At 63.2% G+C, this 19,549-nt stretch carries 17 protein-coding genes, 1 tRNA gene and 1 pseudogene; 8 read left to right on the top strand and 11 right to left on the bottom strand.

The window, feature by feature from the left end:
• Positions 1–198 precede the first annotated feature (198 nt).
• Positions 199–810 (top strand): DUF938 domain-containing protein, encoded by a 612-nt coding sequence (locus tag AC1DW9_RS15315; RefSeq protein ID WP_441506167.1) that lies wholly within the window; start codon positions 199–201, stop codon positions 808–810.
• Between the two features lie 23 nt (positions 811–833).
• On the opposite strand, the gene AC1DW9_RS15310 is transcribed toward AC1DW9_RS15315, so the two are convergent.
• The 5 genes from AC1DW9_RS15310 to AC1DW9_RS15290 all read right to left on the bottom strand — a co-directional run bounded on the left by AC1DW9_RS15310 (position 834) and on the right by AC1DW9_RS15290 (position 6,005).
• Positions 834–919: transfer RNA gene (locus AC1DW9_RS15310), tRNA-Leu, on the bottom strand.
• A 43-nt stretch (positions 920–962) separates the two neighbouring features.
• Positions 963–1,619 (bottom strand): DUF1190 domain-containing protein, encoded by a 657-nt coding sequence (locus AC1DW9_RS15305; RefSeq protein ID WP_441506168.1) that lies wholly within the window; start codon positions 1,617–1,619, stop codon positions 963–965.
• Positions 1,620–1,655: 36 nt separating this feature from the next.
• Positions 1,656–3,269 carry an AMP-binding protein gene (locus tag AC1DW9_RS15300; protein ID WP_441506169.1) on the bottom strand — a complete coding sequence of 538 codons (1,614 nt, stop codon included), beginning with the start codon at positions 3,267–3,269 and terminating at the stop codon, positions 1,656–1,658.
• A gap of 236 nt (positions 3,270–3,505) precedes the next feature.
• A complete protein-coding gene (locus tag AC1DW9_RS15295; protein ID WP_441506170.1) occupies positions 3,506–4,855 on the bottom strand; it encodes a hypothetical protein in 1,350 nt (449 codons plus the stop codon).
• A 262-nt stretch (positions 4,856–5,117) separates the two neighbouring features.
• Positions 5,118–6,005 carry a hypothetical protein gene (locus AC1DW9_RS15290; protein ID WP_441506171.1) on the bottom strand — a complete coding sequence of 296 codons (888 nt, stop codon included), beginning with the start codon at positions 6,003–6,005 and terminating at the stop codon, positions 5,118–5,120.
• A 454-nt stretch (positions 6,006–6,459) separates the two neighbouring features.
• Here AC1DW9_RS15290 and AC1DW9_RS15285 point away from each other — a divergent pair, with 454 nt between their 5' ends.
• Positions 6,460–7,389, top strand: coding sequence for a DMT family transporter (locus tag AC1DW9_RS15285; RefSeq protein ID WP_441506172.1), 930 nt, complete (start codon positions 6,460–6,462; stop codon positions 7,387–7,389).
• A gap of 71 nt (positions 7,390–7,460) precedes the next feature.
• Here the strand turns inward: AC1DW9_RS15285 and gpt are convergent, their stop codons facing one another.
• From gpt to AC1DW9_RS15260, 5 genes and pseudogenes are all read right to left on the bottom strand, one after another.
• Positions 7,461–7,970: a xanthine phosphoribosyltransferase gene (gpt, locus tag AC1DW9_RS15280; RefSeq protein ID WP_069880047.1), complete on the bottom strand. Its 510-nt coding sequence runs from the start codon at positions 7,968–7,970 to the stop codon at positions 7,461–7,463.
• 115 nt (positions 7,971–8,085) lie between these two features.
• A complete protein-coding gene (locus AC1DW9_RS15275; RefSeq protein WP_476775913.1) occupies positions 8,086–9,144 on the bottom strand; it encodes a methyl-accepting chemotaxis protein in 1,059 nt (352 codons plus the stop codon).
• A gap of 30 nt (positions 9,145–9,174) precedes the next feature.
• Positions 9,175–9,922 (bottom strand): annotated as a pseudogene (locus tag AC1DW9_RS15270) (PAS domain-containing protein); the annotation flags it as partial.
• 348 nt (positions 9,923–10,270) lie between these two features.
• Positions 10,271–11,029 (bottom strand): competence/damage-inducible protein A, encoded by a 759-nt coding sequence (locus AC1DW9_RS15265; RefSeq protein WP_441506173.1) that lies wholly within the window; start codon positions 11,027–11,029, stop codon positions 10,271–10,273.
• A gap of 221 nt (positions 11,030–11,250) precedes the next feature.
• A complete protein-coding gene (locus AC1DW9_RS15260; RefSeq protein WP_441491426.1) occupies positions 11,251–12,108 on the bottom strand; it encodes an FkbM family methyltransferase in 858 nt (285 codons plus the stop codon).
• A gap of 206 nt (positions 12,109–12,314) precedes the next feature.
• On the opposite strand from AC1DW9_RS15260, the gene AC1DW9_RS15255 reads away from it, so the two are divergent.
• From AC1DW9_RS15255 to radC, 4 genes are all read left to right on the top strand, one after another.
• Positions 12,315–13,709 carry a selenium-binding family protein gene (locus AC1DW9_RS15255; RefSeq protein ID WP_476775905.1) on the top strand — a complete coding sequence of 465 codons (1,395 nt, stop codon included), beginning with the start codon at positions 12,315–12,317 and terminating at the stop codon, positions 13,707–13,709.
• A gap of 39 nt (positions 13,710–13,748) precedes the next feature.
• A complete protein-coding gene (locus tag AC1DW9_RS15250; RefSeq protein ID WP_441476648.1) occupies positions 13,749–14,366 on the top strand; it encodes a hypothetical protein in 618 nt (205 codons plus the stop codon).
• 112 nt (positions 14,367–14,478) lie between these two features.
• Positions 14,479–15,303 carry a type I methionyl aminopeptidase gene (map, locus tag AC1DW9_RS15245; RefSeq protein WP_069880041.1) on the top strand — a complete coding sequence of 275 codons (825 nt, stop codon included), beginning with the start codon at positions 14,479–14,481 and terminating at the stop codon, positions 15,301–15,303.
• Positions 15,300–16,037 carry a RadC family protein gene (radC, locus tag AC1DW9_RS15240; RefSeq protein ID WP_476775904.1) on the top strand — a complete coding sequence of 246 codons (738 nt, stop codon included), beginning with the start codon at positions 15,300–15,302 and terminating at the stop codon, positions 16,035–16,037. The genes map and radC overlap by 4 nt, the downstream gene beginning before the upstream one ends.
• 146 nt (positions 16,038–16,183) lie before the next feature.
• On the opposite strand, the gene AC1DW9_RS15235 is transcribed toward radC, so the two are convergent.
• On the bottom strand, positions 16,184–17,191 hold the full coding sequence (locus AC1DW9_RS15235) for an NAD(P)-dependent oxidoreductase (RefSeq protein ID WP_441491430.1): 1,008 nt from the start codon (positions 17,189–17,191) through the stop codon (positions 16,184–16,186).
• Between the two features lie 126 nt (positions 17,192–17,317).
• On the opposite strand from AC1DW9_RS15235, the gene AC1DW9_RS15230 reads away from it, so the two are divergent.
• Positions 17,318–17,938, top strand: a complete 621-nt coding sequence (locus AC1DW9_RS15230; RefSeq protein ID WP_441506176.1) for a TetR/AcrR family transcriptional regulator — start codon at positions 17,318–17,320, stop codon at positions 17,936–17,938.
• Positions 17,939–18,118: 180 nt separating this feature from the next.
• Positions 18,119–19,534 carry a circularly permuted type 2 ATP-grasp protein gene (locus tag AC1DW9_RS15225; protein WP_441491432.1) on the top strand — a complete coding sequence of 472 codons (1,416 nt, stop codon included), beginning with the start codon at positions 18,119–18,121 and terminating at the stop codon, positions 19,532–19,534.
• Positions 19,535–19,549 lie beyond the last annotated feature (15 nt).

Below are 19,549 nucleotides of genomic sequence, written 5' to 3'. Positions count from 1 at the left end.
GCTCAATATCGACCTGCTTTCGGGCTTCTTATAGCGCATCGCGACGACTTGGCGATGGGTAAGCTTGAAGTTTGTGATAGCGAAATTTTGGCKGGCGCGAAGAAGCTCCGTGCCTTAACTGTAAGGGGGACAGGTGAGATGAATGCTCTACCTGGCCTTCGATGACAGCGTCGATACTTCCGGAGCACGCCTCGAGCCATGACTGATCCACGTCTCTTCGCCCCCGCGACACTGCGCAATCGTGAGCCGATCCTCGCTATCCTGCGCTCGACCCTTCCAGCCACCGGCCTAGTCCTGGAGATCGCCAGCGGCTCGGGCGAGCATGTCAGCCATTTCGCCGCCGCCCTGCCCGCACTGACCTTCCAGCCCTCGGACCCTGATCAGGATGCGCTCATCAGTACTGCGGCCTGGATCAGGGAAAGCCGGCTCGCCAATATTCGTCCGCCCGTTCAGCTCGATGCCGCAGCGGCCGAATGGCCGGTCTCCGCCGCCGATGCCATCATCTGCATCAACATGATCCATATCTCGCCCTGGGCCGCGACGCGTGGGCTGATGATGCAGGCCGGCAAGCTGCTGCCGGAAGGCGCTCCACTCTATCTCTACGGGCCCTATCGCCGGCCTGGCCGCACCCTCGAACCGAGCAACCTCGCCTTCGATGAAAGCCTGCGCGCCCGCAACGCGGAATGGGGCTTGCGCGAACTCGGCAACGTCGTTGCACTGGCGAAACAGGCAGGGTTTGGTGAGCCGGACGTAACCGAGATGCCGGCGAACAATCTGAGCCTGGTGTTTCGGCACGGGCCGCGCGGCTGATCCGCGCAATCGCAAGGCAAGCTTGGTGCGGACGGCGGGACTCGAACCCGCAAGCCTTTAGGGCGCAAGATTTTAAGTCTCGTGCGTCTACCAGTTTCGCCACGTCCGCGTGGACGCAGCCCTAGCGACAGCAGACGGCGGGCGCAAGCGCCTCAATGACGGCGAGCGGGCTTGTACCACTCGACTCCATCGGGATCGACATAGAGCCCCGGCGCAACATCGGAGCCGATGCGCTTCTGCTCCATCGGCACGCGCACGGTGTCGTCGCGATCGCCGCGCTTTACATAGGGGCCGCTCTCCTGCGGATCGTGGCCGCGCCCGCCTCTCCCAATCGAGCTGGCCTGGCCGATGACGCCGCGCCGCCCACCAATCTTGTCCTCGAGTGTCGTGATCGAGCGGCCGGCGAAGGCGATCTTCGTCGCGCCCTCGACCACGGGCAGGGCGCGGCTCGCGGTTCCCTCTCCCGTGACGCGGACACCGGTGAAGCGCGGCACATAAGTCGCGCCCCCACGGCCAAAGGAGTCCCAGCCACCCGTCGAGGAAACCTGCGCACCACAGCGCTTGTGGCTGCGCTCGCACAGGGCGCGCGACGCATAGCGTGGCGCCTTCTCCTCGAATTCGGCCCGGGCATTGCGATAGGCGAAATCACATTGCGCAGCAGTGAGCCGTCCCGCCTCGATGCATTCGTCGCGCCGCTCGTAGGTCTGGCTCGGCGCCTGCGCCGCGAGATCGGCGGGGCCCGCGAAGGAAAGAGCCGGCAGGAGCGCTGCGACGCGCATTATTGCGGCGAGGGAAGAGGCGGCCGTCATGATCATGACTCGGGCAATAACCGTAGAATTATGGCGTCACAGCAGCGCCCGCATCGTCGACGCAAGCTCGCGCGTCGCACCATAGTCGATCTTGCCGTTGCCCAGCACCGGAATCGCGCGCGCGACCAAAATGGCGCGCGGCGTCCACAGTTCGGGAAAGCCCTGCTGCTTCGCCGCTACCTGCAACGCAGCCTTGTCGGCATCAGGCTTTTCGGTGACCAGCACGAGTTGCTCGCCCTTGCGCGCATCCGGTAGCGCGACAACGACATGATTGAACCCAGGCCAGAGGGCCGCCACCATTGTTTCCACCGCAGCCAGCGAGACCATCTCGCCGCCGAGCTTGGCGAATCGCTTGGCCCTGCCGCGGATGCTGACGAAGCCGTCCTCGATCACCACGATATCGCCGGTATCGTGCCAACCGCCTTCGGGCGGCACGATACGCCCGGGCTCGTCCGCGCTGAGATAGCCCAGCATCACATTCGGGCCGCGGACATTCAGCCGCCCACCTTCATGAATGCCCTCGACCGGATCGAGCCGCGCCTCGATACCGGGCAGGAGTTTTCCGACGCTGCCCTCGCGGGTCGCGACGGGAGTGTTGCAGGCGAGCACCGGCGAGCATTCGGTGCAGCCGTAGCCTTCGAGGATCGTGGTGCCGTAGGGCTGCCACATCGCGCGTGTCTCCGGCTTCACGCGCTCGGCTCCGGCCACGACATAGCGCACGCTCTTCAGATCGTCGGGATCGGCAGCGCGCGCATAGCCCTGGAGGAATGTGTCGGTCGAGAACAGGAAGGTGCAGCCCATCTCGCCGATCAGTTTCGGCACCTGCTTGTAATGGAGCGGGCTCGGATAGAGCACGACCTTCATGCCGTGGAGCAGCGGCATCAGCAGCCCTGCGGTCAGGCCGAAGGAATGGAAGGCGGGCAACGCGTTCATGACAATATCGCGCTCGGAGAGGAAGCCGGCCGCAAGCGCAAAGATCTGGCGGGTATTCGAGACGAGGTTGGCGTGACTCAGCACCACGCCCTTCGGCTTGCCCTCGGTGCCGGAGGTGAACAGCACCACAGCTGGATCATCCGGCCGCCCTTCATAGGCCCGCAGGGCAAATGCCGGTGCCAGGCTCTGCATCGCGGCAAGCATCTTGTCGAAACTGGTCAAATCCCGGCGGATATCCTCAAGATAGACGACCCGCCTGCCCTCGCCGAGTGCCGCGATCTCATCGTCGAGCTTGGCCTGGTTGACGAAGCGACGCGAGGTGACGATCGTCTTCAAGCCGGCCAGTTCGGCCGCCGCCCGCAGGTTCTTCACCCCTGCCGTGAAGTTCAGCAGTGCCGGCACGCGGCCAAAGGCCGAAAGCCCGAACAGCGTCACCGCCATGCCCTGGACATTGGGCAGCATCAGTCCGACGCGTTCCCCCAACTCCGTGCCTGAAGCGAGCTTTCGCCCCAGAACCAGCGCTCCCAGAACGAGCCGGCCGAAGGTCACCGGCTGACGCTCCGGATCCTCGAGCGCGACGCGGCCCTTGCCACGCCGCGCAACCGCCTGAAGCAGCCCCCGAAACAGCGTGATGCGCGCGTCCTTGGCGTCGAAATCCGACGCGTTCAATTCGGTGGCGGCCATATCCTGGCTCTGCTCCCGGCTGGCGTTTCCCATGGAGGTTCACCGTAGCGGGATACCGTCCGGTTTCAACGCGAATGCGACGGTTGAGCCCCTGCTCTCCGCTCAAGCTGCAATCGCATCCAGCCCGATCCGTGGCAACGGCATCGGCGCCATTGGTGACACAGCCCCGTCGAACGCAGAAGGGCGGTTGCTTGGTCATTCGCGACCAGGCAACCGCCCTTCGACTGTGGCCTGCGCACCGATCATGCGCGCAGGCCGTCATGCTGGCGTCAGAATGCGGGCTGCAGTTGGGGCTCCAGGCGACCGCGGCGCCGGATGGTGTCAACCATGCCATGGGTCGCAGCGATGGCGATGAGCAGGATCAGCGCATAGGCCACGAGCAGCCGCGGAGCGGGCACGATGAAGTTGAAATGCGGCATGGCGCCCAGGATCAGCGGCACATACCAGGATGTCGCCGAGACCGTGCCGAAGACCATCATCATCGTAATCTGCTTGCGCGACAGGCCTGCAAAGAGCGACCGTCCTATCTGCTTTTCCATCAACGGCAGTACCGTTTTGTGGATGAAGTAGCCGTTGATCGTGAGAACGCCGACGATCGCGATCTTGGCCCAGACCTTCTGGTTCCCGAGCTTGACCGGGTCAAACATCGCGTAATGCGCCAGGTACAGAATTCCGGAAACCCAGAGCACCGCGAGGCCAGCCGATACGATACCGGTCATGAATTTGACCATCGCAACCTGTTCAGCCTTGATCTTTCCGGAGACGAGGAATTTGACGATCACGAGATCGAGGACCGTCGCGGCGCCCAATCCCAGAATGATGCCGAGCAGATGCATCACCTTGATGGCCGATTTCAGCAGTTCCCCGGGTTTGGCGATCAGAAGGCTGAAAGTGATCGGCCGTAGCGCCGAGCTCATGAACTTGACGGCCGGCGCCGTGACACTGTCCGCGGCGATGCTTGAAACAGCATTGGTCGCTTCCGCGGGGGGATGATCGGCGCTGGCCTCTGCCGCGAGAGGGTGATCAGCAATGGTCTCTGCCACCAGAGGGCGCTCAGCACTGGCCTCTGCCGCAAGCGGATGGTCGGCAATCGTCTCTGCCGGAAGAGCACGACCGGCAATGGTCGCCGGTGCAGGAGGGCGACCGCGATTGGCCGCGACGGCAGGACGACGACCGGCATTGGTAGCTCCCGCAGTTGGGCGATCTACCGTGAGCCGAAGGCTGCTATCGCGCCGAGTCGGGGCCGTCTCCGGTAGATCGTAAGGCAGCCAATCGCGCGCCGAATGTGATGAGGCTGCCGGAGGCGGAGCGCCGGCTCCGGAGCGAGACCGGGTTTCAGCCGGCGCCTGAGTAAAGCTGAATGTGACAACCAGGCAGGCTGCCAGGAGCAGCAACGCACCAGCGCCGATACTGCGCGACTTAAGTTGAAGGAATGAAATCATTCCGCCCCTTTCTTTATTCTTATGATAATTGACAATATAATTCACCGCGAACCACCCTTCGCGGGGAACGTCAATCGACCATAGAGAGAAGGATCTCGGACTTATGACCAAGAGGAAGGCATAGGTAGCGATGATAGGCTTAAGCGCAGGCACAGAGTTGGCAAATTCAATTTGCAAACGCTGCCGGACGACCGCTCACTAACCTTGGTTTACGGCAAAAATGTGCACCGCAACAAATGTTATGTCACAATGAAGTCGAAGCAGTGCAGTGAGAGGGATGGTCGCGCGTCCAGGAAACGACGATGTCGCAAGACCTTAATTGGTTCTCCTCACCCATATCGCCGGAACGGTTGCATGCGCCGCGAACGACCGGGCGCCCACCGGATTTGCACCGCCAACGTTCTGCTGGAACGAGCACCCGAGCCGAAATCGATCCGACTCAGATTGCTTCGGCAAGGGTGAACGCGAACGCCGCCGATATCGTCATGGCCACGGGTAGCCAGTTCCTCGGCCGCTCCTCGCCAATCGTGAAGAAATTGAGCGGAAAAAGGTGCCGGTGCGCTGCCGTCGCCGAGGCCTCCCTCGGCGCTTCCATGAAGCATTCCTCGTCGAACCATGCCCAGTTATCGTCCCAGGTCCAGCAATTGTGCTTGCGGTAGACGTCCGCGACCGCATTGGCGAAGACCTTGTCGGTCGGCAATCTGATGTAACCGCCGGGCGCACGCGAGAAATGACGCATCGCCAGGGGCAAGGCGCGTTCGGTGCAGTAATTCGACATCCAGAGCCGAAAGCCGATCTCCTCGCGCAGCACATTCAGGGCGCGGAACACCTGGATGTGCTCTTCATGCCCGTACTCGCCCCAGGGATTATGCGTGAAGACGTTCATCTCTGGCCGCAGGCGCCGTCTCAGCAACTCGCATATGATCTGGAAGTTCGTTTCATAGGCCCTGGATACGCTGGCGGCGGCGATGCGCTCGAGCTTCACCGCCGGCAGGGCTGCAACGGACTTGCGGGCGAGGCGCGTCATTGCCCGGCGCTCGGCCTCGATGCCGAAACCGATACCGGCCCCGGTCAGCACGGGATCAGCCCAGTTGGCGCAGCCATAGGCGCCCGACTCGTCGACATCGAGACAGGTGACGTTGCCGCGGGGATATTCGGCGATTGCGGCCGCCCGCGCTTCGCCAATCCCGGGCTTCCCCCAGAAATGGCGGTAGACGATGATGACCTCGTCAGCGTCGCGCAGGATTGAATTGAACCAGAGCAGTTCATCGTCGGGGTGGGCGCCGATGATGACGGAATTTTCCAGAAATCCTGGCCTTTGCTGCATTGCCCTTGCCCTCGCCGTCCTGCTCATCTCATTTCGGGCTGCCATCAGCGGGATCGCGCTGCAAACAGAGGGGAACAATATGCCCCCGAAAACGCACGCACCGCCGCGCCTGCGACCATCGACGCTCATAGCCCGGCCGCCGCCGGCCATGACGTAACGGCAAACAATGCAAAAGCTGTTAAGGCAATGACGATCTAACGGAGGAGCTGCATCCCTCGTGCAGGGCTTTCTCTCCTCCCCAGCGCTCGTCCGACCTGAGTTAGCGGGCCTGTGTGAGGGGCCTGCAGAAGCAGTGCAGAGGGCAGGCTCCATCGTCGCGACGGCTCCATGCCAGGCAAACTCGCATTGCTGCGCCATGCGCCGCCAACAGCCCCGTCGCCTGTCCGCCGCGCTTGTCGCGCGATGGCTAGAGCCCGCATATGGCGCTGCCTCGCCGCCCTCCGAGAGTTTTCGCGTGAACCAAGCCATCCGGCCGCAATCGCTGTCTCTCGCCAGGCAGCAACGCCCCTGGCTCGGCTTTGCCTGCGGCATCCTRGCGGCAGCGATCTGGGGCATTCAGGCCGTGATCTCACGGCAATCGGTCGCAGATGGCATGACCGCAGCCGATGTCACGATCCTGCGCTTTGCAGCCGCCGCACTCGTGCTGCTGCCCTTCGCGCTCAGGCGCATGAAGCCTTTTCCGGTCGGCAAGCTCGGCTGGCGGCGAGCCCTCATCCTGACCGCGATCGTAGGCCCGACCTACAGCCTAATCCTCGTCGGCGGCGCCCATTTCGCCCCCGCCCTGCATTCCTCGGTCATCTCGCCCGGACTGATCCCGGTCTGCACCGCATTGCTCGCATGGTGGGTGCTCGGCGAGCGCGCGAGCACGGCCCGCCTCGCCGGTCTCAGCGTCATCGTTCTCGGCGTCGCGCTGTTCTCGATGGAGGCCCTGGCCAACACGCCGACCCGCGAAGGCGCCTGGATCGGCGACATGCTCTTCGTGCTGATCGCCTTGCTCTGGTCGGCCTTCGGCCTGCTCTGCCGGCGCTGGGGCGCTGATGCGATCGAAGTCACCATGGCGACATGCCTGCTGTCGGTGCCGCTCCTGCCGCTCGTCGCACTGGTGATGCCCGTGCATCTGACGCAGGCGGCACTTTCAGCCATAGCGCTGCAGGCGATCTATCAGGGATTGCTGGTCGGCGCCTTCGCGCTGTTTCTCTACACGCAGGCCGTCGCCATCCTTGGCGCCGGACGGGCGGCCCTGTTCCTGCCGCTGGTACCGGTCGTGACCGCGCTCTCCGGCACGCTCCTGCTCGGCGAGCGACCGTCCCCAGTCGAGATCGCCGGCATGGCGCTCGCAATCACCGGCATGTTGATCGCGCTGCGCGCGCGCAGTCTGGCGTAACGAGCCCTTGCCGGTCATTCCAGACAGGTTGCCGCGCCCGGAATGACCGCTCAAGCGGCGAAGCCCGGGGCTCAGCCCTTGTGATCCTTGGCGATCGGCTCGACATAGGCCAGCCCCATATCCCAAGGAAAATAGATCCAGGTGTCCTGGCTGACCTCGGTAACGAAGGTGTCGACCGTCGGCACCCCAGCCGGCTTCGCATAGACCGTTGCGAAATGGGCATTGGGCAGCATTTCGCGCACGACACGTGCCGTCTTCCCGGTGTCGGTGAGGTCGTCGACCACCAGCACGCCCTTCCCCTTGCCGTCACCGATCGCCCTGATCGAGGGAGCGACGTCCTTCAGCACCTTGAGCTCGGACTGGTTCTTGTAGTCGTGGTAGCTCGCGACGCAGACCGTCTCGATCAGGCGCAAGCCCAGTTCGCGGCAGATGATCGCCGCCGGTACCAGACCACCGCGGGTGATGCAGACGATGGCCTCGAAGGGCCCCTTCTCGGCCAGCCGCCAGGCGAGCGCGCGCGCATCGCGATGGAACTGGTCCCAGGAGACGGGGAAGGCCTTGTTGGAGGTCGGTTCGGCCATTGGGGGCTCCGGAGCGGCTGTCACGGTTTCTGTGACAATCCGGAAAGCCTATAAGCGGGGCGCTGGCAAGAGGCGCGTCCCGCTTCATCCCCAATCGGTCGTGTTTCAGCGGGTATCAGAACTCCGACCAGCCATCGGCAGTGCCGCCCGACATGACGCGCCTCAGCTTCGGCGCCCCCTTGGCAGGCGGCGAAAGCGGAGCGGTAATGGCCCTGGTGAGATGTGGCGCCCACTGCTCGATCTGGCGCGCAATCACGGTCTCGAAACCTGGTCCGCCATCTTGCAGCCGGAATGCTGCGACCATCGCGCTCAAGCGCTCGGTATCCTGCCTCAGCTCCTGCGCCACCTTCGCGCTCTCATCGGCAAGCAGGGCATTCTGCTGGGTGATCTCGTCCATATGAGCGACGGTCCTGGCCATCTCATCGATACCATTGGCCTGCTCGGCCGTTGCTTCCGAGATTTCGTTGACCGTGGAGGCGACGCGGCTCGCAGCCGAGACGATTTCCTGAAGTGTCGCGCCGGCATTCTTCACCAGACTGACGCCGGTTTGGATCTGCTCGCTCGAATTGGCGATCAGCGATTTGACGCCGTTAGCGGATTCGCTGCAACGCGCGGCAAGAGCCCTCACCTCGGTTGCCACGACCGCGAACCCGCGCCCGGCATCCCCCGCGCGGGCCGCCTCGACCGCGGCATTCAGCGCCAGCAGATTGGTCTGGAACGCGATGCCGTCGATCATCGAGATGATCTCGGATATGCCGGCCGAAGCCTGCTCGATCCGCGTCATCGCACTCACCGCCTCGGCAACGATCGTGCCGCCACGCTCCGCGACGTCGCGCGCCTCGTGGCCGAGGCTGACGGCGGTGCGGGAGTGACCCGCGCTGTGCTTCACGGACGCCGCGAGCTCCTCGGTTGTCGCCGCAGTCTCCTGCAGGCTGGAGGCATTGGCTTCGGTGCGCTCGGCGAGCTGGGCACTGTCGGACGAGATCTTGCTCAATGCGCTGGCGATCTGGTGCGAGATGTCGCGGACCGAGCCAACCATCTCGGACATGGTGTCGAGCAGATCGTTGACGCCGGCGCAGAGCTGCGCAACCTCGCCGCTCTTGCCCGCGAGCGCGATGCGCCCCGTCAGGTCCTTGCCCTTGGCACGAGCGATGACTTCGCCAGTCTCCTTCACCGCGGCCTCGAGCTGCTGACCGCGGAAGGTCGCGGTGATGTCGGTTGCGAACTTCACGACCTTGAAGGGCGTGCCCTTGGCGTCGAAGATCGGATTGTAGGATGCCTGGATCCAGACCTCCTTGCCGCCCTTGCCGATGCGGCGATATTGCGCGGCATCGTATTCGCCACTCCCGAGGCGCTCCCAGAACTGGCGATAGGCCAAGCTCTCGCGCTCGACCGGATCGACGAACATGCGGTGATGCTGCCCCTGGATCTCGCCAAGCGAATAGCCGAGTACAGCAAGAAAGTTCTCGTTGGCCGTCAGCACATGCCCCTTGAGGTCGAATTCGATCACCGCCTGCGCCTTGCTGATGGCAGCCTGCTGCCCTTCAAGGTCAGCGAGGCGGTTCTTCTGTGCCGTGACATCAAAGGCGTATTTGATCACGCCCCGCGGTTTGCCGCCGGCACCAAGGAGCGGGTTGTAGCTGGCCTGGATCCAGACCTCCTTGCCTCCCTTGCCGACACGCAAGTACTGGCCCGTCGAGAATTCACCACGCCCGAGATCCTCCCAGAACCTGCGATAGGCCGCGCTCTCCCGCTCGGCCGGATCGACGAACATGCGGGTGGTGCTGCCCCCTGATTTCGTCGAGGGTATAGCCCAGCACGTTCAGGAAATTCTCGTTGGCGTTGAGGATCATGCCGTTCAGATCGAATTCGATGACGGCTTGTGAGCGGTTGATCGCCGCGACCTGGGCGGCAAGGCGTCGATTGGAGAACAGGCTGGAAAGGCGCGACATACAACCTCCCGATCGCTGTTCCGGCACGGGAGCGCAGAGCACTCCGCACGGGCCGGACACATGCAGCCCACACCGACACCGTTCCCCCCGGAACCGCCGGAACCGCCGCGTCGACATGAGCGCTGCCGGCAAGCCGACCGCAAGTCGAGGATGAATTATGACCGTTTATAAATTGTTTAACAGGCACTATTAGCGATGTATTCACGGCAACGAATACATCAAAAACTATAGTTTTCTATTCATAAAGACTTAAAATCAATTGATTCTGACAATCATCAAAAGTAAACAATGCAATAAAAAGAATAATCTTAAAATATATGATCAAAAATAACTAAAGAAGGAAAGAGATCACCGACGTAATCGAGCGCGCTCATGCTCGATCATCTGCTTCACCGCCGCCATCGCCTGATCTAATTTCTCAGGATCGCGCGAGCGCACCACGACATTCGTATCAGGACCAGTCTCGGACCAGAAGGGATAGGAGCCGATCGCGACCTGCGGATGAGACTGAGCGATCTCGCCGAGAGCCGTGCCGATATCGCCTTCACGCAGACCGGCCCGCACGGTGTCGGACAGGATGCGCGTTCCTGTCTTGAGAGTGGGTCCGACCACGTCGAGCATCGCCTGCATGATCGCCGGCACGCCCGCCATGACGATGACATTGGCGATGATGAAGCCCGGAGCCTTCGAGACGGAGTTCGCGATCAACTCCCCGCCCTCGGGGATGCGCGCCATGCGCATGCGCGCTTCGTTGAGCTGGTCCGGCGGAAAGCGCTCTGACAGCATCGCAACCGCGCGCGGATCGACATTGATCGGCACGCCGAAAGCCGCTGCAACCGAGTCGGCCGTGATGTCGTCATGGGTCGGGCCGATGCCGCCCGTGGTGAAGACATATGTATAGCGAGAGCGCAATGCATTGACCGCAGAGACGATCTCGTCAAGGGAATCGGGCACGACACGAACCTGGCGCAACTCGATGCCGATATTGGTCAGATACTCGGCGATGTAGCCGATATTCTTGTCCTTCGTCCGCCCCGACAGAATCTCGTCGCCGATCACCAGGATTGCGGCCGTGACGGGGGGACGATTCAGCGGTGCGTCGGTCATGGCCGGCTCCTCTCAGGTGCCGGACGGCAAGACATGCCGCCAGCTCGTGACGATGATGCTGATCCGCCGCCCGCTCATGCCGCGCCGGGTTAGGAGCGCTGCGACATGAGCTTTCCTGATCACGCTTTAGAGCTAGGACCTTGGCGCAAACGGCTCAAGCGGCAGAAACGCCGTGTATGGCCTGCCCGCTATGCATGAGGCGCTGAACAGCAGCGAAAACGTCAGCCGCGCTTGCGTTCGAAGATGAGGTTGATGCGTGTCTGAGCTGTGAGCACATAACCGCTCGCGGTCAGGAGGGCGATGAGATCGCTCTGCCAACGGTTGCGCGAATCCTCGATGATGATCAGCTCGGGCCAAAGCGCTTCGGGCGCATCGCGCAGGAAGGGCTCGAGGATCAGGTCCTCAGCCCCCTCGACATCGAGCTTGACTGCGTCGAGGCGGTCATAGCCCTCGTTCTCCATCAGGGCGAGCAGTGTCGTCGCCGGCACCCGAACCGTGCTGCCGGCACTGGAGCGCAGGATGCGGACGCTCGACTCGCCACGGTTGTTCGGGTCGAGAAACAGCGTCAACTCGCCCGGCTTATCGGCCAGCGCGCACGCAATGGCCTTGACCGAGCCAAACGGATTTTGCGCAATGTTGAACGTCAGGCGCGAAAAGATCTCGGGCTGCGGCTCGACGGCCAGGATACGCGCTCCCGGGCCAGCTGCCGCCGCAACGCAAAGCGAATAGGCGCCGATATTCGAGCCGATATCGATGAAGCGGAAACCCTCACGCTGGCGCGCCCGCCCCGTCAGCAGTTCCCGCTCGTAAGGATCAAAATATTGCGGCGTGAACAATACGCGCTTCTCGCAGACATTGCCGTCTGGATGGAGGCGCATCTGCACGCCAAGCGCTTCGATATCGACGGGCTGGCCCGCAAGCGAACTCAGCCCGATGCGGCGCAGCGCATAGGCGAATTTGCGACCGAGGTAGCTGTCCGGAGCCCCGCGTGTCCAGTTGATGATCTGGGCCACGAGGCCCTGAGGTGCGAAAGCGCCGAAGGGACGGGCTTCCGTCGATTGGATATCGTTCATTGCCATTGGAGCGCCTGATACACGTCAAAGCCGTCGCGCGCCAGCAACTTGATCGATCGAGGGGTACCAGGCCCTCCGCCATGGTGCAGCGGGCCCCCACGGATCAGGCAGACCGCTTCAACGTCGAGCCAGAAAACAGCAAGCCGCAACGCAAGGTCTGGGCTATAGAGAGGCCTGTTGTCCGGGGTGCTGGGGTGCTCGGGAGAATGATCATGGCAAGCTGGCGACCCGATCCTTCCTTTTACCCCTCGCCGCGGCTGGCGGCCAAGGCTCCCGCCGAGCGGCTGGCCTACGTGGCCTCCTTCGATCCGGAGCGCAGGAAACCCGACGCGATCGCCGTCGTCGACGTCGATCCCGCGTCGTTGAGCTATGCGCAGATCGTCGGTCAGGTCGAGATGCCGAATACCGGCGATGAGCTGCATCATTTCGGCTGGAATGCTTGCTCGTCCTGTCTGTGCCCGAATGCGCCGCACCCCCATATGGAGCGACGCTACCTCGTCGTTCCCGGCCTGCGCTCATCGCGGCTGCATATCATCGACACCAGACCCGATCCGAGGAAACCGACGATCGCGCGGGTCATCGAGCCGGAGGAGATCGCCGAGAAGGCCAGGTATTCGCGGCTGCACACCATTCATTGCGGGCCGGAGGGCATTTACGTGAATGCACTTGGCAATGCCGAAGGCAAGGAACCCGGCGGCATCTTCCTCCTCGACCCCGTCAGCTTCGACGTACTGGGGCAATGGGAGATGGATCGTGGCTCCCAGAAGCTCGCCTATGATTTCTGGTGGCATCTCGGCCACGACACCATGGTGACCAGCGAATGGGGCACGCCCGATACGTTCGAGAATGGACTGGTTCCGGAAGTTCTGCTCAGCAGCAAATACGGGCGGCGGCTCCATTTCTGGGACCTGCACACGCGCAAGCATCAACAGGAGATCGATTTCGGCGAGGAGCATCAACTCGTCTTTGAACTGCGCCCAGCCCATGACCCGAGGAAGGCCTATGGCTTCGTCGGCTGCGTCATCAGCTTGAAGGATCTCTCCGCCTCGATCTGGACCTGGTATCGCGAGGGCACGAAATGGGCGGTCAGGAAAGTCATCGAGATCCCTGCCGAGCCGGCTGATCCTGATCTCCTGCCACCGGTCCTGAAGGGGTTCAAGGCGGTTGCGCCCCTCGTCACCGACATCGACCTCTCGATGGACGATCGCTACCTCTACGTGTCCTGCTGGGGCACCGGCGACATGATTCAGTACGATGTGTCGGATCCGTTCAAGCCTGTGGAAACCGGCCGGGTCCGCATCGGCGGCATCGTTTCCCGCGCCTCCCACCCCGGAGCGAAGAACGGGCATCTCAACGGCGGCCCGCAAATGGTCGAGATCAGCCGCGACGGCAAGCGGGTTTATTTCACGAACTCGCTCTACGGGGCCATCGATCCGCAATTCTATCCCAATGGAATCGACGGTTGGATGGTAAAGCTCGATGTCGGGGAGAAGGGCGGCATCCGCTTCGACGACAAGTTCTTCGTCGACTGGCCCAAGGGGCACCGGCCTCACCAGGTCAGGCTGGAGGGCGGTGACTGCTCGTCCGATTCCTATTGCTACCCCTGACGCCCCTGCCCGGCATGATCGCTCGAACGGGAGCCTGAGATGTCGCCTTGGCTCATGCTCGCCGGGCTCGGTGCCTTCCATGGCCTGAACCCGGCCATGGGCTGGCTCTTTGCGGTTGCGCTCGGTCTGCATCGCGAGAGCCGTCGCGTTGTGTGGTTGTCCCTCCTTCCGATCGCGCTGGGGCATGCGGCCTCGGTCGCCGTGGTGGTCGCGGCGGTAGTTGCCCTCGGGACCATCATTGACCACGAAGCGCTGCAAAGGCTCGCGGGCCTTCTGCTTCTGGGGTGGGCAGCCTCCCATGCCGTCTTCGGTCACCGGCATCGCGTCCGGGTCGGCATGCAGACGGGGCTTGCCGGACTCGGCGCCTGGTCATTCCTGATGGCGACCAGCCACGGGGCCGGCCTGATGCTTGTACCGGTCATCATCCCGCTCTGCCTTGCTGCGACGCCGGCGCGGGAATTGACTGCCGCGGGGTCGTTGCCGGTCTCGCTGGCCGCCATCGCCCTTCACATGGCTGCAATGCTGGCTGTGACAGCAACGATTGCGGCGATCGTCTATGAATGGCTGGGGCTGGCCTTCCTGCGGCGGGGCTGGATCAATCTCGACACACTCTGGATCATCGTTCTGGCGGCGACAGGCCTCAACCTGGTCCGCTAAGCACCGCCAAAACAGCGCCTGCACCCTTCAGTTCGAGCTGGCACGGGCGCAATCATCTTGCGCAGCCGGCCAAACGCAATAGATATGATGGGCAAGGAGCTTCTTGCCCATCATGACATTCGACGAAAATCTGGGACGGGCGCGGATGCGCGAACCGGCCATCAAACTTCATGGTCCCGAAGCCTTCGCGGCCATGCGCAAGGCCGGCCGCCTGACGGCAGAAGGCCTCGACATGCTCGGCGAGCACGTCCGGCCAGGCGTCACCACGCAACGCCTCGACGAGCTTGCCTTCCAGTTCGCCATGGACAATGGCGCCTACCCGGCGACCCTGTTCTATCGCGGCTATACAAAATCGATCTGCACCTCGATCAACCATGTGGTCTGTCACGGAATCCCGGACGACAAACCCCTGCGCGAAGGCGACATCCTCAATATCGACTACACGCTGATCGTCGATGGCTGGTATGGCGATTCCAGCCGGATGTACGGGGTCGGCGACATTCCCCGCAAGGCCGAGCGGCTGGTCGAAATCACCTATGAAAGCCTGCTCCGCGGTATCAAGGCCGTGCGCGCCGGCGCGACGACCGGCGATATCGGTTTCGCCATCCAGCGCTATGCCGAAGCCGAGCGTTGCTCGGTGGTGCGCGATTTCTGCGGCCACGGCCTGGGCCAGGTCTTTCACGATGCACCCAACATCCTGCATTACGGCAGTCCCGGCGAAGGCGTCTTGCTCAAGCCCGGGATGCTTTTCACCATCGAGCCGATGATCAACCTCGGCAAGGCGGGCGTGAAGGTGCTTTCCGACGGCTGGACGGCGGTCACCCGCGACCGCTCGCTTTCGGCCCAGTTCGAGCACACGGTCGGTGTCACAGAGACCGGCTGCGAGATCTTCACGCTGTCGCCGGCAGGCCGCGACAATCCGCTCGCGGCACGATGAAGCAAGAGGGCGGTCAGCGCGGATCACAAGTCCCGTTGCCGGAAGAACCCACGGCCGTTGCCGTGCCGCACTACCACGGTCATCGCCAAAGGCTTCGCGATCGCTTCCAGGAGTCGGGCGCCGACACCCTGCCCGATTACGAGTTGCTCGAGCTTCTGTTGTTCCGCTCCATCCCGCAGCGCGACGTGAAGCCGCTCGCCAAGGACCTGATCCGGCGCTTCGGCTCATTCGCCGAGGTGCTTGGCGCGCCGGCCGCGCGATTGACTGAGGTCAAGGGCGTCGGCTCCGGCGTTGCGCAGGATCTCAAGATCGTCGCGGCCGCCCTGCAGCGCATGGCGAGGGGAGCGGTGGCGAAACGCCCGGTGCTGTCATCCTGGTCGGCGGTTCTCGACTATTGCCGAATGGCGATGGCCTTTGCCGAACGCGAGCAGTTCCGCATCCTCTTCCTCGACAAGAAGAACGCGCTGATCGCCGACGAGGTCCAGCAGACCGGAACGGTCGACCACACTCCCGTCTACCCCCGCGAGGTGATGCGCCGCGCCCTGGAACTCTCAGCAAGTGCGATCATCCTTGTCCACAACCATCCGTCAGGCGACCCGACCCCCTCGGGCGCCGACGTGAAGATGACGCGCGATCTCGTCGATATCGCAAAGCCCCATGGCATCGTGATCCACGACCACGTCATCGTCGGCCGCGATGGCCATGCGAGCTTCCGGGGGCTCGGGCTGATCTAAGGCATCGGCCCGAAAAGTGGATTGTGGTTTTCGGGAAAGCCGATGCAATCACAGAAGGTTAGGTCATCGGATTGGATACGATATCCGATCCGAGGATCAAGGCGGCGCGAAGCCTCGCGCCGCCTTGATCCTGCTCAGTCTCTGTCTCAGGTCTGGCGGAACTGAGCACCGAACTCCTTCATGCGGCCGACATAGTAATCAGGAGCCAGGATCGATTCCGGCAGATAGAGGCCGGGCTGCGGAGCGGCGCCGCCTGCGAGTCCCAGCATCCTTTCGACGGCGAGCGCGACGCCAAGTGCAGTCAGGGGCGCCTGGCCATCGGGATGGACGATCTCGTGGCGCATCGTGCTGCGCTCGCCATTCCTCAGCACGCCGTCGATCGCGATCGTGATTTCGGTCGAGAAGGGCTCGCCACGGCGGCGGCTGGCGGATTCGGAGAAGGCAAGGTCGAGCCGCACCGATCTGGCATCGGTCACCGCGGCGAGGCTGACGATATCGAGTGGAGAATAGGCGGTTGCGTCGAGCTCGACACCATCGACGCTACGATAGCGCGCCTTGGCATCCTCACCATTGACCCAGCTGAACTTGCCGCCCGTCAGCGTCAGCGCGGCCGGTGCCGCTCCCGTGATGCGGTTGTAGTCCGTCAAGGCCGCCGGGCCACCCATATCCTGCTCGTCGAGCAGTGCGCCGATCGCAATGGAATCGATCGTGCGGAAATCCTTGGCAATGACCAGGGCCGGAAACACCGCAGCACCGGCCAGCCACTGGCTTGCGAGAAGCACCGGGGCCTTCGTTGCCGCGTGAATGAACTGCGCGACCTCCGGACCGATCTCGAAGGTGCCGCTCGATACGCTGATATAGGGGATACCGTGATCCTGCGCGTAGCGCATCGAGTTCAGGCCATCGTCCTTCACGAAGACGACTATGGCGCTGTACTGCGCTCCCTCCGGCTGGCCGAGGTCCCGGCGGTCAAGATCGACCCGCGTCGCAATCGCGCCCCCGACCTTCTGAGCAACCACCTGCGCCTTGGCGAGATCGCGCCCGCCGATGGCGATCGGAAGGTCGAATTGCAAGCGGCGCAGCGCTGCGGCCGCCTGGCCGCCTACGACGCCCGATCCACCAATGATCAGGACGGGGCGTTGGGGGGTGGACATGGACAAATCTCCTGGAGCGCCAAGCCGCGATCGGTCTATTGATCGCCTACTAAAAGTAAGTTACCTTTAGTAGGATTGCATAGAAGCATTGTCAACTGCGCTGCAAGGGGAGAAGCGGAGACGCCGATGTCGACGGGATCTGCGAAGAAGCTGCCCAGGGTGGAGCGCCGCGAGCAGTTGCTCGATTGCGCCATGACGATGGTGGGCGAAGACGGCGCAGACGCGCTGACGCTCGGGCGCGTCGCCGAACGGGCCGGCGTCAGCAAGCCGGTGGCCTATGATCATTTCGGCTCGCGCGAGGCATTGATGATCGCGCTCTATTGCCGGATCGACGAACAACAGGGCGGAGCACTGGCGGAGGCCCTCGACCAACTGGAGCCGCGCCTCGACAAGGTCGCACGCGCGGTCGCCGAATCCTATCTCTCCTGCGCAACGTCGATCGGCCCGGAATGGCACTCGCTTTCAGCCGCCCTCAAGGGCACGGAAGCGATGGAGGCCGTCCAGCGGGAGCTCGTCGACGGCTATATCTCACTCTATCGCGAGGCACTGGCTCCCTATGCCGGCCAGCTCCCCGCAGAGGACCTGCACCTACGCTGTGTCGCGATCCTAGGAGCTGCCGAATCCGTGTCAGGCGAGGTGCTGCGCGGCGAGGCCAATGAGGCAAGAGCGACCGAATTGCTGGCCGCGCTGATCGTCCGGCTGATCGGTAAGTCGAGCAGCGCATCTTCAGGCGAGGACGCATCGTAAACCGCACCATCCCGCACCAGGCCCAATGCGCCCAGGCCCGCCTGCACCTCGGCCACGTTGCAATCGGCCCGAATGCTGCCCAAGGATTGGGCAGGGCTCGATTTATCCGTGATCAAGCGCCCCCTTTCCGAACCGTCACGAATGCGCATAGGCTGGTCAAAATGGGGAAAGACGCCTGACATGGTCGCCTTCGACGAAATGACCGGTATCGGTGCCGAATTGCGGCCCGCCTACGCAGCGCTTGATCGTTGGTTGAAGGAAGCCCCACCCGAAATGCTGGCTCTGCGACGCAGCCAGGCTGAACTCTTCTTCCGGCGCATCGGCATTACCTTTGCCGTCTATGGCGACGAAGAATCCACCGAACGGCTGATCCCGTTCGACATCATCCCGCGCGTCCTGACCAAGCCGGAATGGGCCAAGCTCGAGAAAGGCCTGCGCCAGCGCGTCACCGCTCTGAACATGTTCCTCGCCGACGTCTACGGGCCGAAGGAATGCCTGAAGGCCGGGATCATTCCGCCGGACCTGGTCTACCGCAACGCCTGCTACCAGTTGGAGATGGTCGACTTCCAGGTGCCGCACGGCATTTACTGCCATATCGCCGGCATCGACATCGTGCGCGTCGACGCCGACACATTCTATGTGCTCGAAGACAATGCCCGCACCCCCTCCGGGGTCTCCTACATGATGGAGAATCGCGAGGTGATGCTCCGGCTCTTCCCGGAGCTCTTCGCGATGCACCGCGTCGCACCGGTCGACAACTATCCCGACCAGTTGCTCGCGACCCTGCGCTCGGTCGCGCCGCGCCGCGCCTCGTCAGATCCGACGATCTGCCTGCTCACGCCCGGACAGTATAATTCGGCCTTCTACGAGCACTCCTTCCTCGCCGACAAGCTCGGCGTCGAGTTGGTCGAGGGCTCGGACCTGCTGGTCAAGGACGATGTCGTCTATATGCGCACGACGCAGGGGCCGAAGCGCGTCGATGTGATCTACCGCCGCATCGACGACGACTTCATCGACCCGCTGGTCTTCCGCGGGGATTCGGTGCTTGGCGTGCCGGGCATCATCGGCGCCTACAAGGCGGGAAATGTTACGCTCGCCAATGCGGTCGGCACCGGCGTCGCCGACGACAAGGCGGTCTACAGCTACATGCCGGAGATCGTGAAGTTCTTCACCGGCGAGGAGCCGATCCTGAAGAACGTCCCGACCTTCCGCTGCCGCGAGCCGGAGGCCAATGCTTATGTGCTCGACAATCTCGACAAGCTCGTCGTCAAGGAGGTCAACGGCTCCGGCGGCTATGGCATGCTTGTCGGCCCCCATGCCAACAAGGCCCAGATCGAAACATTCCGCAAGAAGCTGAAGGCCCAGCCGGAAGGCTTCATCGCCCAGCCGACGCTGGCGCTCTCCACCTGCCCGACCTTCGTCGCCTCCGGCGTCGCACCGCGGCATGTCGACCTGCGGCCCTATGTGCTCTCCGGCGCCAACGGCATTTCCTGCGTGCCCGGCGGCCTCACCCGCGTTGCGCTGAAGGAAGGCTCGCTCGTGGTCAATTCCAGCCAGGGCGGCGGAACAAAGGACACCTGGGTGCTCGATGCATGATGGCAACAGCGCATT

This window comes from Allobosea sp. P4_E12, assembly GCF_056401655.1.
The sequence above is the reverse complement of the archived record's forward strand: the minus strand, read 5'-3'. Positions and strand labels throughout refer to the sequence as shown.